Annotated in this window: 15 protein-coding genes; 8 read left to right on the top strand and 7 right to left on the bottom strand. The window is 60.8% G+C overall.

Annotated elements, in window-relative coordinates; all coding sequences use genetic code 11:
- Positions 1 to 50: 50 nt before the first annotated feature.
- Complete coding sequence (locus QV747_RS10750; RefSeq protein WP_273430772.1) at positions 51 to 1,148, top strand: SGNH/GDSL hydrolase family protein; 1,098 nt, start codon at positions 51 to 53, stop codon at positions 1,146 to 1,148.
- 143 nt (positions 1,149 to 1,291) lie between these two features.
- Positions 1,292 to 1,825, top strand: coding sequence for a hypothetical protein (locus QV747_RS10745; RefSeq protein WP_273430774.1), 534 nt, complete (start codon positions 1,292 to 1,294; stop codon positions 1,823 to 1,825).
- A gap of 24 nt (positions 1,826 to 1,849) precedes the next feature.
- On the opposite strand, the gene QV747_RS10740 is transcribed toward QV747_RS10745, so the two are convergent.
- From QV747_RS10740 to QV747_RS10715, 6 genes are all read right to left on the bottom strand, one after another.
- Entirely contained in the window at positions 1,850 to 2,158 is a 309-nt protein-coding gene (locus QV747_RS10740; protein ID WP_273430776.1) for a DUF2218 domain-containing protein, read from the bottom strand.
- An 18-nt stretch (positions 2,159 to 2,176) separates the two neighbouring features.
- On the bottom strand, positions 2,177 to 2,947 hold the full coding sequence (locus tag QV747_RS10735) for an ABC transporter ATP-binding protein (RefSeq protein WP_273430778.1): 771 nt from the start codon (positions 2,945 to 2,947) through the stop codon (positions 2,177 to 2,179).
- A 3-nt stretch (positions 2,948 to 2,950) separates the two neighbouring features.
- Positions 2,951 to 4,039, bottom strand: coding sequence for an iron ABC transporter permease (locus QV747_RS10730; RefSeq protein WP_273430779.1), 1,089 nt, complete (start codon positions 4,037 to 4,039; stop codon positions 2,951 to 2,953).
- Complete coding sequence (locus QV747_RS10725; protein WP_273430781.1) at positions 4,036 to 5,172, bottom strand: ABC transporter substrate-binding protein; 1,137 nt, start codon at positions 5,170 to 5,172, stop codon at positions 4,036 to 4,038. The genes QV747_RS10730 and QV747_RS10725 overlap by 4 nt, the downstream gene beginning before the upstream one ends.
- A gap of 69 nt (positions 5,173 to 5,241) precedes the next feature.
- Positions 5,242 to 7,221, bottom strand: coding sequence for a TonB-dependent receptor domain-containing protein (locus QV747_RS10720; RefSeq protein WP_273430783.1), 1,980 nt, complete (start codon positions 7,219 to 7,221; stop codon positions 5,242 to 5,244).
- Between the two features lie 131 nt (positions 7,222 to 7,352).
- A complete protein-coding gene (locus tag QV747_RS10715; protein ID WP_273430785.1) occupies positions 7,353 to 8,264 on the bottom strand; it encodes an AraC family transcriptional regulator in 912 nt (303 codons plus the stop codon).
- A gap of 430 nt (positions 8,265 to 8,694) precedes the next feature.
- Between QV747_RS10715 and QV747_RS10710 the strand changes: the two genes are divergently transcribed.
- The 3 genes from QV747_RS10710 to mgtE all read left to right on the top strand — a co-directional run bounded on the left by QV747_RS10710 (position 8,695) and on the right by mgtE (position 12,313).
- Positions 8,695 to 10,296: an EAL domain-containing protein gene (locus QV747_RS10710; RefSeq protein ID WP_273430787.1), complete on the top strand. Its 1,602-nt coding sequence runs from the start codon at positions 8,695 to 8,697 to the stop codon at positions 10,294 to 10,296.
- A gap of 518 nt (positions 10,297 to 10,814) precedes the next feature.
- A complete protein-coding gene (locus QV747_RS10705) occupies positions 10,815 to 10,943 on the top strand; it encodes a hypothetical protein (protein ID WP_255350784.1) in 129 nt (42 codons plus the stop codon).
- Complete coding sequence (gene mgtE, locus QV747_RS10700) at positions 10,937 to 12,313, top strand: magnesium transporter (protein WP_273430788.1); 1,377 nt, start codon at positions 10,937 to 10,939, stop codon at positions 12,311 to 12,313. Before QV747_RS10705 ends, mgtE begins: the two co-directional genes overlap by 7 nt.
- A 72-nt stretch (positions 12,314 to 12,385) precedes the next feature.
- On the opposite strand, the gene QV747_RS10695 is transcribed toward mgtE, so the two are convergent.
- Positions 12,386 to 13,306, bottom strand: coding sequence for an AraC family transcriptional regulator (locus QV747_RS10695; protein ID WP_273430790.1), 921 nt, complete (start codon positions 13,304 to 13,306; stop codon positions 12,386 to 12,388).
- 68 nt (positions 13,307 to 13,374) lie between these two features.
- On the opposite strand from QV747_RS10695, the gene QV747_RS10690 reads away from it, so the two are divergent.
- From QV747_RS10690 to QV747_RS10680, 3 genes are read left to right on the top strand one after another with little or no spacing between them, the layout of a single operon-like run.
- Positions 13,375 to 14,373: an ATP-binding cassette domain-containing protein gene (locus QV747_RS10690; protein ID WP_273430792.1), complete on the top strand. Its 999-nt coding sequence runs from the start codon at positions 13,375 to 13,377 to the stop codon at positions 14,371 to 14,373.
- Positions 14,370 to 15,155, top strand: coding sequence for an ABC-2 family transporter protein (locus QV747_RS10685; RefSeq protein WP_273430793.1), 786 nt, complete (start codon positions 14,370 to 14,372; stop codon positions 15,153 to 15,155). The genes QV747_RS10690 and QV747_RS10685 overlap by 4 nt, the downstream gene beginning before the upstream one ends.
- Position 15,156: 1 nt before the next feature.
- Complete coding sequence (locus QV747_RS10680) at positions 15,157 to 15,942, top strand: ABC-2 family transporter protein (RefSeq protein WP_273430794.1); 786 nt, start codon at positions 15,157 to 15,159, stop codon at positions 15,940 to 15,942.
- The last annotated feature ends 118 nt before the right edge of the window (positions 15,943 to 16,060 follow it).

Here is a 16,060-nt window from a genome sequence, read left to right as displayed (position 1 = left end):
GCCTCCTCCCGCGCCGTACAATCGACGCACAATACCAAGGAGGATGACCCATGCACCCCACTCGCGCCCTCGCGCTGGCCGCGCTCAGCAGCCTGGCCCTACATACTCAGGCGGCCCCAGCCGCAACGCCAACGAATCCCGACACCCCCAGCTATACCCTCGTCGGCCGCTGGCAAAAAAGCGGCGATGCCTATCAAACCACCTGGCCCGGCGTGACGCTGAGTGCGCGCTTTAAAGGCAGCGCAGTGGGCGTGGTGCTAAAAGACGAATCGAGCTATTACGTAGTGGAAATCGACGGCCAGCCCAAGCTGCAAATCGAGCCTGCTCGCGGCAAACGCACGGTATGGCTGCGCGATTTAACCGCTGGTGAGCACACTGTGGCGCTGATTCGCCGTAATGAAACCCCCGAATACGTCGGCCAGGTGTATGGCTTTACGCTGGAGCAAGGTCAATGGCTGCCAGCACCGGCGGCGCCTAGCCGGCAAATCGAATTTATTGGTGACTCATTCACCGCCGCGCTGGCCAATCTCACCACCCGCCGCGATTGCCCCGACAGCGCCATTGCCGCGGGTACCGACATTACCCAAGGCTTTGCGGTCAAAGTTGCCCGCAGCCTGAACGCACAATGGCAAACCAATGCCATGTCGGGCATGGGGCTGATTCGCAACTGGAATGGCAATCTGCCCGATCGGGATTTCCGCACTTTCTACGCCCGCCGCCTGCACACCGAGCCTGGTAGCACGCCGGGCAGCGCCGCCGAAACCGGCTGGAAACCGCAGCTGGTGGTGATTGGGCTGGGGATTAACGATTTTTCTACCCCGGTCAACCCGGGTGAAAAGCGCAGCACTGCCCAACGCGCCACCGATTTTCAAGCCGCCTATCGCCAGCTGATCAAAGAGCTCAACAGCCGCTATGGCCAGCCGCAGATCATTATGCTGGCGATGAAACTCTGGCCGGATGACCAGCAACGCCCCAACGTGCAAGCCGTGCTCGCGGCCGAGCAAGCGGCGGGCAATACCCGCCTGCACTACCTCGACCTCGACCCGATGCAGCTTACCGCCTGCCAGTGGCACCCCAACCTCGCCGATCATCAGCAAGTGGCGCAACAGCTGCTGGAAACCATCAAGGGCCTGCCGTTGAATTGGTAATGTCAGTTTCTTGATCTGTCAGCCCGAAGAATGACTGTTGTAGTTTTGACCGCATTCTTCGCGGCCTGAGCCTCCACCATCGACGCCACCAGCCTCATCAGGCACAGTTTGCGCTTACACAAAAAGCAAACTGGGAGCGGCAAATGGGGCAAAAGTACAAAATTCTCAACACAGGCGAAGTGCAATGGCCACGGTGCTGCGCGCGCTGCCGCAGCGATGACGCCCTCACCGCCGCCAACGCGAGCGGTGGGCATATCGCTGGCTTTAATGGCGTCACCATGACCGGCGAATTGCTCGAACTCAATTACCCTGTCTGCGCTGAGCATGCCAAAGGCTTATCATTTGCCAATTTGCTCACCCGCAAAACTCTTGGCGTGAGCGTGCTGCGCTGGATGGCATTTATTCTCGGCCCGCTGTCTTTATTGCTCGGGCCTGTTCTGTTGATTGGCGGCTTGCTGAGCTTATTTGGCCATAGCAGTAATGGACCCGGCACCTCGATCAGTATGCTGATCATAACTTTATTGCCCGGGGTGCTATTGGTACTGATTTGGCGGGCATATCGCCAGCTACCGATCCGCATCACCAAAGTAGAAGCCGATAGCTTTACCCTGCAGTTTAACGACTCGCTCTATGCCGGCCAATTCAAACGCCTGAATAAAGCGCTGCTACTCAAATAAGCTCAAGCAAGCCCATCGCCCGCTTTACCCCGCCACGGGCTGCCAATCCAGCGCTGGGTTTTCGGCTTTGCGCATCAGTTGCAGGTGGCTTTCCACGACCGCCTGCAACTGCCGGGCGGCGGCTTCATCGGTGGCGCGCACGGTAAAGCGCAGGCGCTCGGCGTCGGCGTTAAATTCCACCTGCCCCAGCGGGCGCTCAGGCTGGCCAAATTGGGCTACGCCCTCTGTTTCGCTAAACTCCACCGGGATCTTGCGGGCGAAATGTTTACAGAGTTTAAAGAGGTATTGCTTGCCAAGCTCGGTATTAACTTGGCTAGAGGTAATTACGGTCATGGGGTATTTATCCTTTAGTTAGGTGCGAACCAATTGGTCGAGCACAAAAATCGGCCGGCCTTGCGAGCAAGCTTCCACCCGGCCATGAATGCCATACACCTGCGCCAGCAGCGCGGGGCTCAGCACCGAGAGCGGCGGGCCATCGGCCACACACTGGCCGGCATCCAGCACAATCAGCCGCTCGCAGCAGCGCAGCGCCAGATTCAGATCGTGCAGCGCCAAGAGCGCAATGCTGCCGCGCTCGCGGGCGTCGTTGCGGATTGCCTCTACCAACGCCAGCTGCCAGTGCAAATCCAGCGCGCTATTGGGCTCATCCAGCAACAGCAAAGCCGGCTGACGCGCCAGCAATTGCGCCAGCGCCACCATTTGCCGTTGCCCGCCCGACAAAGTAGCCAGTGGCCGCATCGCCAGCGGGGTGAGCTGCAAGCTGGCCAGATAATGCTCGATGCGCGCTTCGGCTTCGGCGCGGCTCAGGCCGCCAGTGAGCAAACCGCCCAGCAGCAACTCATACACCGTCAGCCCCGCCGCTTGCGGCAGGGTTTGCGGCAATAAGCCCACCAGCCGGCTGCGCGCCACCGGGCTCAGCGCGGCCAGCGGCTGGCCATGCAGGCTCAGCTGCCCGCGCGCGGGCAAGAGCCCAGCAATGGCGTGAATCAGCGTGGATTTGCCCGCGCCATTGGGGCCGATCAGCGCGGTAACACTACCGGCCGGCAAGGGCGCCAGATCCAGACCATCAATAATGCGGGTATGCCCCCGGATCACCTGTAAATCATTGATCTGCAGACTCATACCCTAGGCCCTCCGCCGTAAAATCAGCGCAATCAATACCGGCACGCCCACCAGCGCAGTGACGATACCGATCGGGATCACCAAGCCTGGCACCAGCGCCTTGCTGGCCAGCGACGCCAGCGACAGCATCAGCGCGCCACACAGCACACTGGCCGGCAAAAAGTAGCGATGCTGCTCGCCGACCAAAAGGCGAGCGATGTGCGGCCCCACCAGCCCCACAAAGCCAATGGTGCCCACAAAAGCCAGCGCCACAGCGGTGAGCAAACTCACCTCCAACAGCACCCGCCAGCTAAGCTTATCCACCTGCACCCCCAGGCTCGCCGCTTGCAGCGGGCCACTGCGCAGCAGCGTTAGCGCCCAGGCGCGGCGCATCGCGCTAATCAGCCCCAACAGCAGCGCCACCGCCACAATCAGCACATGAGTGAGCGTAGCGCGGCCCAGATTGCCCATCGACCAGAACACAATCTGCTCCAGCGCATTGGCATCGGCCAGAAATTGCAGCAGCCACACCAAGGCTTCCAGCGCGAACAACAGCGCAATCCCAAACAGCACCAGCGTATCGCTGCCGCCGCCATGCGCACGGCTGAGCAGCAAGATCAGCCCAGTGGAGCCCAGCGCCAGCACAAAAGCCCCGACTGGCAGCAAGATTTCATGCGGCAGCACCAGCGGCAAATGATGCTCAAACACGATCACCAGCGAGGCGCCCAAGGTGGCCGCCGCCGCGACGCCCAGCGTAAACGGGCTGGCCAGCGGGTTATTCAGCACGGTTTGCAGCTGCGCGCCCCCCAAGCCCAGCGCGCCACCCACCACCAGCGCCATCAGCGCATAAGGTAGACGCACATCAAAAATCACCACGCGCAAGCTGGCATCCAGCCCGCTAGGGTCAAACAGCCCCGCCAGCACGGTGGCCAGCGGATAGCGCGCGCTGCCGGTGGCCAGATCGGCCGCCAAACTGAGCAACAAAGCCGCGCCCAGCCCCACCAGGCAGAGCCAGCGCCAGTGATTTTGCCGCCGATACAGGCGGGCTAATTCCCCCGCCCCGGCCCCCGTACCGGAGGCAGCCGCAGCGATTTGGGCAGTTTCGGCCTTCATTGGCCGGCCTCAATCCAGTAGGTGCCGGCCAGTGGCACTGGCTGGAAGCGCTGGAAGAAGGATTGCAAGGTGGCCTGTGGGTTCAGCTGGGCAAATTCGGCCGGATACAGCCATTTGGCCAGCACTTGCACCGCCACCACATTAGCCGCGCTGTAATTAAAGTGATGCGAAATCGCATACGCGCGGCCCGATTGCACGGCTTTGAGCTGGGCAAAGCCCGGGCGCGTCAGCGCGTGGCGCAAGCTGGCCTGCGCGGTAGCGCGATCAATGCCGGCACCCAGCGCAATGCGGGGGCTATTGCGATCGCGGGCGGTAATCGGGTTGCCGATGCCGGTGCCGATATACACTTCAGGCTGGCTTTGCAGCAAAAATTCGAGGCTGACCGTGCCGTGTGCGCCCGGCACCAGCGGGTCGGCGATATTGGCGCCCCCTGCAGCGCTAACAAAAGTCCCGAGCATGCCGTGCGTGAGCGTTTCGCAGCAGCTATTGCCCAGCCCAACGCGGCTTTCCAGGAACATCGGTGTTTTACGTTTCACCTTAGCGAGGCCCGCGCTCACTTTGGCCATTTCGCTGCGATAAAACTCGAGGTATTGCTCGGCAGCCTTTTGTTTACCGAGCACCTGGCCCAATACCCTGATGCTGGCCTCGGTGTTTTTGAGCGGATCTTTGGTGAAATCCACATACACCACCGTCACGCCGGCCTTGCTTAGCCGCTGCAAAGTAGCGGTGTCTTTCACATCAGGGCCGTGGCCGCGCAGGCTAAAGATCGCCAACTGCGGCTGCAGGGCAATGGCTTCTTCCACGCTAAAGCTTTGGCTGGAACGCCCCAGGCGCTCGATCTGATCGAGCTTGGGATACACCTGCCGGTATTGGGCGTAGCTGCCCGGGTCGAGCTGCTCGAAATCGCCCAGCATGCCCACCACGCGCTGCGCGGGTAGCTCGCGATCTAAAATCGCCAAGCTCGGCAGCATGCGGCCTTCACCGACGATAATCCGCTCGATCTTGGCCGGGATTTCCACCGTGCGCCCGGCCAGATCGGTCACACTGGCGGCCCAGGCGCCCACGCTGAGGCTACTAAACAGACAACCCGCCAGCACGGCGGGGCGAAACAGCGAGATCTTCCACTCCGACATCTTGTATTCCTTTAGCAAAACGCCAGCGCCACCGGGCAGGCCGGTGGCGCAAGCAAACTTAAAAAATCATTAGAATTGCCAGCTGGCTTCCAGCCGCACATCGCGGCCCGGCTCCGGATAGCCCAGCACCTTGCCTTGCCAGCCGTTGTAGGCATAAGTGGCCTGATCGTAGTAATGCTTGTCGAACAGGTTTTTCACGGTCAGATTCAGGCGCAGCGTGTCTTTCGCCAGTGGCCGCCACGTGAGGTAGAGATCGTGTACGCCATAGCCAGCCTTGGTTTGCTCGGCCTTACCGCCCACCGGCAGGTAATCCAGCGCCTCGACATAGCGGCCCATCCAGCCTAGCTCGAGTCGCTGCGCCGGCAGGCGGTAGCCCACTTTGCTTACCCAGGTGCGGCCGGTGCTGGTACCGAGACCCAGATCTGCATCGTTAAATTTGCGGCCATCCAGCTCGGGGCGGCTATCGGCCACACTGAGGCCAAATTGCCAATCACTCAGCTGGTATTGCGCGCTCAGCTCATAGCCATCGATGGTGGCGCGGCCCAGATTGCCGCGGCAGCCGCCTTTGGCGCTGGGGCAGCTAAAGGTGGTGATGTAATTCTCGATAATCTGGCGATATACATTCCCGGCCAGGCTTAGGCCACCTTGCTGATAGCTAAAGCCCAGCTCGGTGTTATGCGCGCTTTCAGCCTCGATTTTGGGCAGGTTTTTCCACTGGGCGATATCGAGCATAAAGGCTTCTTTCAGCCCTACCCCACGCAAGGCCTTGGCATAACCGGCGCGCAGCTGCAGCGCATCGGTGGCCTGCCAGCGCACGCCAGCACTTGGGCTTACGCCGTCGCTGGTGTAGTTTTGGCGGTGGTTATCGGTGTAGCTGTAATCGTCGTAACGCAGGCCGGCGGTGAAAGTCAGGCTGGCCCAATTCGCCTCGCCTTCCACAAAACCACCCCATACGCGCATCGATTCGCTCCCCGTACCGGTGAGACCATACGGATTGGCAATGCGATTGGCGGCGGATTTTTCTTCGCGCCAGTTCAGTCCGTATTTGAGCAGATGCTCGCCCAGCGCTTGCTTGAGCATCAGATCAGCGCCTTGCGTGGTCAGGCTTTCGCCCCAGCTACGGCCTTTTTTATTGGTGCGCTCGCTCTCGACTTCGGAGCGATACAGCGTGGCATTGGCGGCGTCGATCCAGCCTAACTGCTGGCCACTGTAATTGAGCGTGGCCGTATCGCGGGCCAGACTTTGCGGGATCGGGTCGTTTGGCAAGACCGGATGAGCAAAGCCAATCATATTGGCCCGCGCGGTGCGCACGCCTTCATCGCTACTGCGCTGAAAGCTGGCGCTCAGGCGCTGCTGTGGTGTGAGCTGCAGCCCCACTTTAGCCAGGTAATTGGCCTGCTCGGTGCCCGAATTGGCAATCGTTTGTCCATTGCCGGCCTGATAGTCATCGGTACGCATGGTGGTGGCGGCAAGCAGTGCATCCAGATTACCGGCCTGGCCATACACATTGGCGCTGCTGCGCCAGCCATCATTGCTAAAGACGCTGCCGGTGACGCTACCGCCGATGGTTTGCCCGGGACGCAAGAGATCGCGCGCCGACACAGTTTGATAGCGTATCGCCCCACCCAATGCGCCAGGCCCCGCGCTGGCTGCGGCCGTACCTTTTTCGACTTCCACTTGCTTGATCAACTGGGGGTCAAGAATCAGCGCCGTCTGGTGGTGATACACCTTGCTGTTAATCTGCGCGCCATCCACGCTCAGATTCAGCAGCGATTCTTCCATGCTGCGGATATACATTTTCTGGGCAATCGGGTTGCCACCGCCGCCGATATTGATCTCGGCATCCGACTGAAACACATCGCTAAGATTCTGGGCTTGCTGATCCAGCAGGGTTTGCCGCTGCAAGGTGTCATCCTGCGTCGGCGTGCTGGCGGTGACTTCTACCGTGGCCAGCTGGGTGCTGGTTTCGTTCGCGTAGGCGTGCAGCGCCAAAGTGAGGGGAATCGCGGCCGCCAGATGGCGAAGCGGGAATGGAGCGCGGGTGTGCATGACTGAATTCCTGAAATTCTCACCCAAGGGCAAGAAATGATAATCAAACTCAACTGGTAAGCGTATTGTGCCGTGGGCGGGCGCCGCTGACTTTTGCGGGGGGCGTGATCAGCTTTGGCAAATGCGCAAAGCTAGGCGGCGCGACACTCGCTGGGGGCCATGCCAAAGGCGCGGCGAAAGGCGGTAGCAAAATTGGCCGGCGAGGTGTAGCCGGCATCCAGCGCCGCGCGGGTCACCGAGACTTCGCCGCGCTGCAGCCGCTGGCGGGCCTGCCAGAGTTTTTGCTGGCGCAGATAATCAAACACGCTGGTACCAAACTGGCGACGGAAATGTCGCTGCAGCGTGGCCACACTCATGCAGGCTTGCGCCGCGATCTCACTCAGGCTTAGCTCATCCGCCGCGCCACTATCGAGCAAGGCGCGCACCGCCTCGAGGCGGCGGCTGATATGGGCCGGCAAACTGGGCGCACTGGCTGGCTGCACTTGGCCCAGCGCCATAGCTAGCAATTCAAATGCCAGACTTTCGCGCTGCAAACGCGCCAATAGGGGCGAGGCACTGGCCCCCGCCAACAGTTGCTCCGCCAGCGCCACCAGGGCCGGCTCGGCCTGCCATTGCCGCACAGCCAAATGCTGGCGGGTAAATTGCTGCAAGGCCGCCTCCTGCTCGCCTGCGCCATGCAGGCCATGTGCATCCAGCCAGCCGGCCGGAATATGCAGACACACTTTGCGCTCGAGCGTGCAATCGGTGATCTCGCGGGCAAACTCGGTGGCTTCGGTCAGGTTCACCAGCAAGACTTCCGCGCCCCGCGCCACCGAATGCGCCAGCTGAATGCGGCGCTCGCCAAAACCCAGGGTCAGCTCGCCCTGCAAGAGCACAATCAGCCGCTGCCCCGCCTCGCTATCCGCACGATGGGCATGCCCGCCGCGCAAAGTGCTGGCCGCCACACAACATCCATCCGCCAGCGGCTGCTGCCAAGACGACAAAATGGTCGAGCCGGCGGTATAGCTTGCCGGTGTGGGGCTGGCCGAACGGGTAGCAGGCATGGGATGACTCCTGCAGCAATGCTGCATGCGCCGCAGCGACTTGTGGTGCGCGACGCTCAAAGATGACAAAGGAATGGCATCTTAGCATTTTCACCACTTATTGAGAATCATTACCATTTGATTTGAAGCAAACTTCCGTGTAGCGATCGCGCTTGCTTAGGTACACGGTCGGCCATGCACTCAAATACCCAATGCAGGTATAAGCCCATAAACAAATTGGAATATAAATTGCAATGGTATACCCCCAGTTGATCTGCAGACGCACTGACAACGGCGCGCCCGCCGCAGGCGATAGCACCCTTAGCTTTCAGTAAAAATGCCATTGAACTGACAGCGGGCGTGAGCTGGCGTACCATGAGGTAGCTCCATCGCGGCATCATTGCATCGGCCCAACCTGCATCGGCTAAACCTGCACCGGCGAATCTCCATCATGAATCTATTGCTTGCGCGTTTTCACCTTTTACTCGGTAGTTTGGCCGGCGTGCTGCTCGCCGCACTGATTTTGCTCTTGGCGCTGGCCGGTGTGCTGCAACAGGAGCAGCAGCGCCTTAGCCTGCAGCAGCAAAGCGCCGGGGCACTCCTCACGACGGTGGCCAGCGAAGTGCAGCGCGGCTTTGCCTTCCTTGGCCGCCAGCCGCTGCGCGACTGTCAGGCCGACAGCCTGAGCCGCTTGCGCAGCCAATTACTGAATTTTCGCTATCTGCGCAGCGTGGGCTTATTGGATGAGCAGCGGCAGCTGCGCTGCCTCACCAGTCACGGCGAACTGACTCCGCCGATGCAATTGCCGCCGGCACAATTTATTGATGCCCAAGGCACGCAGATCTGGAACGACTACCCACTGCCGATCCGCAATGGGCAAGTGAATAGCACCCTCACTGCGCGCGGCACGCAGCTCTTGCTGGTGGATGGCCATGTGTCGATTGAAACTTTCCAACGCGCGGCGCTGGATGCCGTCTGGATCAGCTACGCCGACGCGCCCCCCCATCTAATCTGGTCGCGCCCGACGCTGGCGGCACACCCACAACCGCCCACGAACTTGCGCTGGCGCGCACTGAGCCGGCCGGGCTCGGGCTGGCAAATTGATTGGGCGCAGCAGCGCCTGGTCGTCGGTAGCAATGTGCCCAATACCGGCCTCTTTGTGCAGAACTATCGCTCGCTGGCCGAGCTGTGGCGTAGTAACTGGGCGCTGTGCGCGCTGCTGGCCACACTGGCGTTATTGCTCGGCGCCATTAGTGGCCGCTGGGTCAGCCGCAGCTTGCGCCGCCGCGGCACGCTGGCCTACCGGCTGCCGCAGCTGCTACAGCCGGCGCATATTCACTGCATGTATCAGCCGATTGTTGAGCTGGCCAGCGGCGAGATCGCTGGCTGCGAAGTGCTGATGCGGCTCAAAGATGGCGAACACACCATTTTTCCCGATCAGGTGATCCCGCTGGTGCAGGCGCAGGGGCTCAGCTGGGCGCTGGATCAGGCGGTTAGTCAGCGCGCCTTGGCGGAGCTGGCGACGCTGCTGCCGGCCGCGCCCAGCCGTCCATTTAAAGTGGCGCTGAATTTCTTCCCCGAGCATATCCGCCATGCCCAGCTCAGCGGCTTACTCGATCCGTGGCAACACCCGCGCTGGCAGCTGAATATCGAGGTCACCGAATACGGCGTGAGCGAGCATTTGCAAGCCGAGGTGCAACAGTTGCGCGCAGCCGGCTACCAGATTTCGGTCGATGATTTTGGTACCGGCTATTCCAATCTGGGCACCATCAAATATCTGGCGCCCGATTTTCTGAAAATCGATCGCTCGTTCGTGGCCGACCTGGAAGACGACACCCTGCGCGCCAGCCTGATCCCGCAAATCGTCAGTATTGCCGAGGCCGTGGGGGCCGAGATCGTGGCCGAGGGCATTGAAACAGCCCAGCAGGCGGCGCTACTGCGGGCGCAAGGGGTGCGCTTTGGCCAAGGCTATTGGTATAGCCGCCCCGTGCCACTGGCCGAGTTTGCCCAACTGCTACAGCAGCCACCTTGCCCGGCCCCTGCCGTGAATTAAGCGCCCCCGCAAGCCACAATTACCGCGCGGCAATGGCACATTGCCGGTTGCTGCTCGCTACGGCCCGCCGCTACACTGCCGGGCATCATCAATCCGAGTGACTTTCTGTGGAACAGCCTAGTTGGCGGCCACTGGCCGCAGTTTAATCGGCAAGGTACTCGCGCTTTTCTGCGCTGCCTTGCCCCCCTTGGCATGGCAAGCGCTGGCAATTTTGCTCCCTGCAATCTGCCTTTTCCCGCTCTGCTGATTTTCTGGTGTGAACCCAAGCCCCGCGCATGCTGGCTGCTGCGTCGTGCCCCATGGTGGGCCGTCGCACATTGGGCGCAAGGTAGGTACACCGCACGCAACTAGCCCACCGACTGACATTCAGCCTGGAGGAAACATGGACCCCGATCCGAGTCTGCCGCTGGCCGCGCGCCAGCTACCCTCTCTCATCTTGTTTCGATCGAGTCATTTGACTCATTGCCGCTAGGCCTAGGCACGCCCACGGGGAATGCCTGGCCAGCAGGAGTACCCCAATGTTGCTACACGCTTTCAATGCGGGCTGGTTGCTCGCCTATCATCATCCCGATCATTTGCTGGCGACCTTAAGCTGGCCCCGCCGGCTACGCCGCCTGCGTCACACGCAAGGAGGTGAGTCATGCTGAATCGCGCCCACCTCTTAGTCCAACTGGCTACACCCAACCAAACCCTGACCCAAGCAGAATGGAGCTGGCTGCTGCATCAATGCCATCCTTCCGATTTAGCCGGAGCCTTGCAGGAAAAACCGGTACTGCAACAAGCCAGCGAACTGCTGCGCCTAAGCCCCGCCGAGCGCGCGCTGCTGTTTAGCCATCTGCCAGCGCTGGCGCAAGATGGCATCCTGAAAGCCCTACCCCAGCCTGCTGCGGTGGCGCTGTTTGAGCAAATGCCGCCCGATGAGCGCGCCGATGTGTTCAAGCGGCTGGATTTACCGGCGCAGGCCGGCTTATTGCCTGCTCTAACGCCCGCCGCACGGCAAGATTTACTGCAGCTGGCCGCCTATGCCGAAGGCACGGTGGGCGCAGTGACCACCAGCCGTTTTGTCGCGGCCACGCTCGAGATGACCGCGGCGCAAGCCTGGCAACATTTGCGCGCCAGTGCGCAGCTGCTGGAATCGGTGCCGGGGCTGTTTGTGCTCGATCACATCGGCAAGCTGTGCGGCACTATCGATTTGCCGCTGCTGCTGGCCGCCGCCGATGGCACGCCGCTGGCCGAGCTGATGCGCCCCGAGCCGGTCTACGCCCGCGTGGGCTGGCCGCAAAGCGAGGCGGTCGCACTGATCCGCCATTACGATCTGCTGGCCCTGCCGGTGTGCAACGAGGCCGATCAGATGGTGGGCATTGTGACCGTGGATGACGCGCTGGAAATCGAAGAAGAGCGCCAGGCCAGCCAGCTGGTGCGCTTTGGCGGCACCCAGCTCGCTCCCAGCCCCGATCTGGATATCATGCAAGCCAGCACGCGCACCATGTTTGGCGTGCGGGCCTTCTGGCTGGTGATACTGACGGTCTTTGGCATTCTCACCAGTACCTTTGTTGCCGCGCAGGAAGAAATCTTGTCACAGGCGATTGTGCTGGCAGCCTTTATCGCGCCGATTGTCGATATGGGCGGCAATGCCGGTAGCCAGTCGGCCACCTTGGTGCTGCGGGCCATGGCGCTGGGCGAGCTGAAAGTGAAATGGCGGGATATCCGCTTTATCATCCTGCGCGAGCTCCCGGTGGCGCTAGCCTTGGGGATCACCGTAGCAGTGCTGGAATGCATTCTGGCGTATTTCAGCAAAGGTGTCGGGATCGAAATCTTGCTCACCGTGGGCCTGAGCATGCTGGCGTGCACGGTGCTCGGCGGGCTGATTGGCGCCTTGCTACCGTTTGGCGCGCGCAAAATCGGCACCGATCCGGCCACGCTGTCTGCACCACTGATCACCTCGATTATGGATCTGGTGGGCGTGTTTATTTACTTCGGCTTTGCCTATCTATTCTTGGGGCATCTACTGCATTAATTGTCTAGGTATATGGCTACACGCAAATAAAAACAATGCCTACAGCCATATACCCATCACCATCTCAACTCATCAGCCTGCCATCGCGCTCAGCAGCTCGCTGGGCGCGATGCCATAATGCTGGCGAAACCGGCGCGAAAAGCTCGCCACTTCCAAATAACCCACCGCCGGCCCAACCACCGCCACCTTCTGCCCGGCCAGCAACATTTCCCGCGCCGCCCGCATTCTGAGCTCAAACACCATCTGCCCTGGAGACTGGCCAAAATGCTGCTGACACACCCGATGCAAATGCGCCGGCCGCAGCCCGAGCCGCGCACAGCAACGCTCGATCGACCAATCTTGCGCGGGCGCATGCAGTACCGCGGCGCGCCAGCTTTGCAAAGCCGCCAGGCGGGGGTCAACGGCAGCATCGGTACGCAGCATGCGCTGCAATAGGCGGCTGAGTAAATCCAGCGCCGGCATGGCCAGCGTATCGCTCTCGCCCTGATTGGCCCGCGCCGCCTCGCGCTGAAATAGCGATACCGCTTCATACAGCGCCGCGCTCTCGGTGGTGACGCCCACCCACGGCGTATCGCGCTGCAGCGGATTCCAGCGATCATGGTCGCGCAGCATCACCCAGGCATGCGGCATGGGCGCCGCACCCACGCGGCGAAAACCGCGCTGCCCGCCAATCGGCAACACGCCAAATTGCCCCGGCCGCACTGGCCAGATGTCGTCCCCCTGAAACAGCTCGGCCTCACCCGCCAGCGGCACCAGCAAGACATGAAACGGCGCCTGAACCCGCTCGATTTCACAGGCACCGGTCGGCGTGGCCACGCCGCACATAAAAATCCCGTGCTGGCGCATGGCCGGAAAAGACGCGCGGTGATACACATGCGCGCCCACCAATCTGGGTACACCTTCATCAGCCACATCAAAGCGTTCGTAATAAATTGCCGCCATCAAATCCGGCCCACCCGGCCACGAGAGAATTGAACAAGGGCGATGGGACACCGGAACATTCCAGCCCACCCGCCGCGGGCATATATTACGAATATTCTTTCCAGATTGGTAATGAATCAATGTTAATCCAGGCTGAAAAACTGAACCGGATCTATCAATCCCCTGCGGCAGCGCAAAATTGGCGCGAGCGTCTGCAGCGCCTGTGGCGCCCCAAGCTGATCACCACCCACTCGGTGCAAGATGTCAGCTTTACAATCGCCGCTGGCGAATGTGTAGCGCTGGTGGGCCCCAATGGCGCCGGTAAATCCACCACCATCAAAATGCTGACCGGCATTCTGGCCCCCAGCAGCGGCCGCGTGCAGGTGGCAGGCTTTGACCCACAACGCCAGCGCCGCGAGTATGTCAAACACATCGGCGTGGTGTTTGGCCAGCGCAGCCAGCTGTGGTGGGATTTGCCGGTCCAAGATTCCTTTCGCATTTTGCAGGCCCTGTTTGCCGTACCCGAGGCGGTGTACCAGCAGCAGCTGATGCTGTTTCGCCGCGAAGCCGGGCTGGATGAATTCTGGCTACGCCCGGTGCGCACGCTCAGTCTCGGGCAACGCATGCTGTGCGAAATCGCCGCCAGCTTTTTGCATGCGCCAGCTGTGGTGTTTCTGGATGAACCGACCATCGGGCTTGATCTGGAAATGAAAGCGCGGATGCGCGGACTGATCCGCCGGCTGAATCAGCAAGCCGGCACCACGGTACTGATCACCTCACACGATGTCGGCGATATCGAGCAACTCAGCCAGCGCATGTTGCTGATCGATCAGGGCCAGCTGAAATTTGATGGCAGCCTGCCGGCCTTTCAGGCGCATGCTGGTGATGGCAACTGGTGGGCGGCGCGGCTGGCGGGTGATCTACAGGCGGCCCATGCGCTCTTGGCCGGCCACCCCAGCGGGCTGGCCGTGCGCATTCAGGATGAGTGGCTGCAAGTGGCCCGGCATGACAGCCTGCCCTTTGCCGAGCTGCTGCAGCTGCTGGCGCCATTTGCCATTCATGAAATCAAGCCGGTCGCGCAATCGCTGGAAGAATTGCTGCACCGGTTTTATCTCACTAGCAAGGCGGAACGGCTATGAGTGCAACATTACGCGCCTGTTGGGCGCTGGCCGTGGCCAATGGCCGGATAACCGCCACCGATCGCAAAGGCCGGCTGATTATTTGCCTGGGCTATTTACTGGGCATGTGGTTGCTGTATTGGCTGTGGCAAGGGCTGTATCAGGATGATCCGCAGCGGGCGGGGCTCAGTTTTGCCCGCGCGCTTTTGCATGTGGTTACGGCACAAACGCTGTTTGCGATTATCACCACCGGCGCCGATTGGCGGCTGGCCCGCGAAATCCGCTCGGGCGAGGTAGCCAGCCAGCTCACACAACCGATGAATCTGCCCCTGCGCCATGGTGCGCTCTCGCTCGGCGTGGCCGGCGCTAAGGCGCTGTATATGTTGCCGGCGTTTGGGGTTTTTCTGCTGTGGTCGGGCCTAAGCCTCACCCCTGCGAGCTGGCCACTGGCGCTGCTGTCGGTGCTGTGTAGTTTTAGCTTGCTGTATTCACTGGGCTTTATGGTGGGGCTGGCCGGGTTTCTGGCCACCGATTTATGGGGCATTACCGCCAGCAAAGATGCGGTGGTGCAGTTTCTGGGCGGCGCCTTGATCCCGCTGGCGTTTTTCCCACCCACCATCCAGACCATTCTCACCTGGCTGCCGTTTGCGCATTTCTTTAATACCCCGGTGGGCTACCTCACCGGCGAGCTGACAAGCCCGCAGGCGCTGTATCTGCAGCTAGCGTGGGTAGTGGTGTTCTGGGGGCTGGCCCAGCTCGCCGGGCGCTGGGTACAGCGCAAATTGATAGTGTTTGGAGCCTGAGATGAGTGCATTTTTTACTGCCTGGCGCCGGCTGGCGCTGGCCGATTGCAAGGTTAAACTCGAAAGCCGGGCCGATTTTGCGCTGATTGTGTGCGGCATGTTTTTCACCTCGGTGAGCAGCGGCGCCAGCTTGTATCTGATGCTGGGCAACGCCGGCGAGATCGCTGGCTACAACCGCTATGAGCTGATTTTTATGCAGGGGTTTATGTTTTTAACCTATGTGTTTGAAAGCAGCTGCTGCAATGCGATGTATATGCTGGAAAGCTGGCTCAAAAACGGCAATTTTGTGCGCTATTACCTGCGGCCGATTCACCCGCTGCAAATGCTGCTGCTGGAGCGTTTTCACCCGCAGGGCTTAGTGGTAGCCGCAACGGGGCTGGCCTTTATGGGCTTTGCGCTGGCGCATTTACCGGGCGTGTGGTCGCTGGGTTTTGTGCTACAGCTCGTGGTCTTGCTGCCGCTGGCCTCGATTACTCTGAATGCGATCAACCAGATGGCGATCGCCAGCTGCTTTTTCTTTGGCGAGTATTCACCGGTGTTTCACACCGTGGGCAAGCTCACCGATATGTCGCGCTACCCGTTTGAGCTTTTTCCCAAACTGGCTCGGCAGGTGTTTATGCTGCTCCCGTTGGCCGGCATCGTTTGGTGGCCATGCCAAGTGCTGCTACGCCAACAGCCAATCTGGCAAGTGGCCCCACTGATGCTGCTGATCGCCAGCGGCAGCGTAGTCGCGCTAATGTGGCTATGGCGCGCAGGCATGCAGCGCTACGCTGGCGCAGGTGGCTAAGGTATTTCATTGCAAGCCATATATATAAATGGCTACAGCGTTATACCCCTAAAACCAAACTGCGAACGACTTGCTTATCTCGCCCCCAAACCCCGCCTAGCGGGGTTTTTTACTGCCT

Origin of the sequence: uncultured Chitinibacter sp., assembly GCF_945957625.1 — a bacterium.
Taxonomy (GTDB): Bacteria; Pseudomonadota; Gammaproteobacteria; order Burkholderiales; family Chitinibacteraceae; genus Chitinibacter; species Chitinibacter tainanensis.
Note: the sequence above shows the minus strand (reverse complement) of the source record. Positions and strands in the feature narration are given on the sequence as shown.

Coding starts and splice junctions, on each gene's coding strand:
- QV747_RS10750 (WP_273430772.1), top strand. CDS start 51: ATGCACCCCACTCGCGCCCTCGCGCTGGCCGCGCTCAGCAGCCTGGCC.
- QV747_RS10745 (WP_273430774.1), top strand. CDS start 1,292: ATGGGGCAAAAGTACAAAATTCTCAACACAGGCGAAGTGCAATGGCCA.
- QV747_RS10740 (WP_273430776.1), bottom strand. CDS start 2,158: ATGACCGTAATTACCTCTAGCCAAGTTAATACCGAGCTTGGCAAGCAA.
- QV747_RS10735 (WP_273430778.1), bottom strand. CDS start 2,947: ATGAGTCTGCAGATCAATGATTTACAGGTGATCCGGGGGCATACCCGC.
- QV747_RS10730 (WP_273430779.1), bottom strand. CDS start 4,039: ATGAAGGCCGAAACTGCCCAAATCGCTGCGGCTGCCTCCGGTACGGGG.
- QV747_RS10725 (WP_273430781.1), bottom strand. CDS start 5,172: ATGTCGGAGTGGAAGATCTCGCTGTTTCGCCCCGCCGTGCTGGCGGGT.
- QV747_RS10720 (WP_273430783.1), bottom strand. CDS start 7,221: ATGCACACCCGCGCTCCATTCCCGCTTCGCCATCTGGCGGCCGCGATT.
- QV747_RS10715 (WP_273430785.1), bottom strand. CDS start 8,264: ATGCCTGCTACCCGTTCGGCCAGCCCCACACCGGCAAGCTATACCGCC.
- QV747_RS10710 (WP_273430787.1), top strand. CDS start 8,695: ATGAATCTATTGCTTGCGCGTTTTCACCTTTTACTCGGTAGTTTGGCC.
- QV747_RS10705 (WP_255350784.1), top strand. CDS start 10,815: ATGTTGCTACACGCTTTCAATGCGGGCTGGTTGCTCGCCTATCATCAT.
- mgtE (WP_273430788.1), top strand. CDS start 10,937: ATGCTGAATCGCGCCCACCTCTTAGTCCAACTGGCTACACCCAACCAA.
- QV747_RS10690 (WP_273430792.1), top strand. CDS start 13,375: ATGTTAATCCAGGCTGAAAAACTGAACCGGATCTATCAATCCCCTGCG.
- QV747_RS10685 (WP_273430793.1), top strand. CDS start 14,370: ATGAGTGCAACATTACGCGCCTGTTGGGCGCTGGCCGTGGCCAATGGC.
- QV747_RS10680 (WP_273430794.1), top strand. CDS start 15,157: ATGAGTGCATTTTTTACTGCCTGGCGCCGGCTGGCGCTGGCCGATTGC.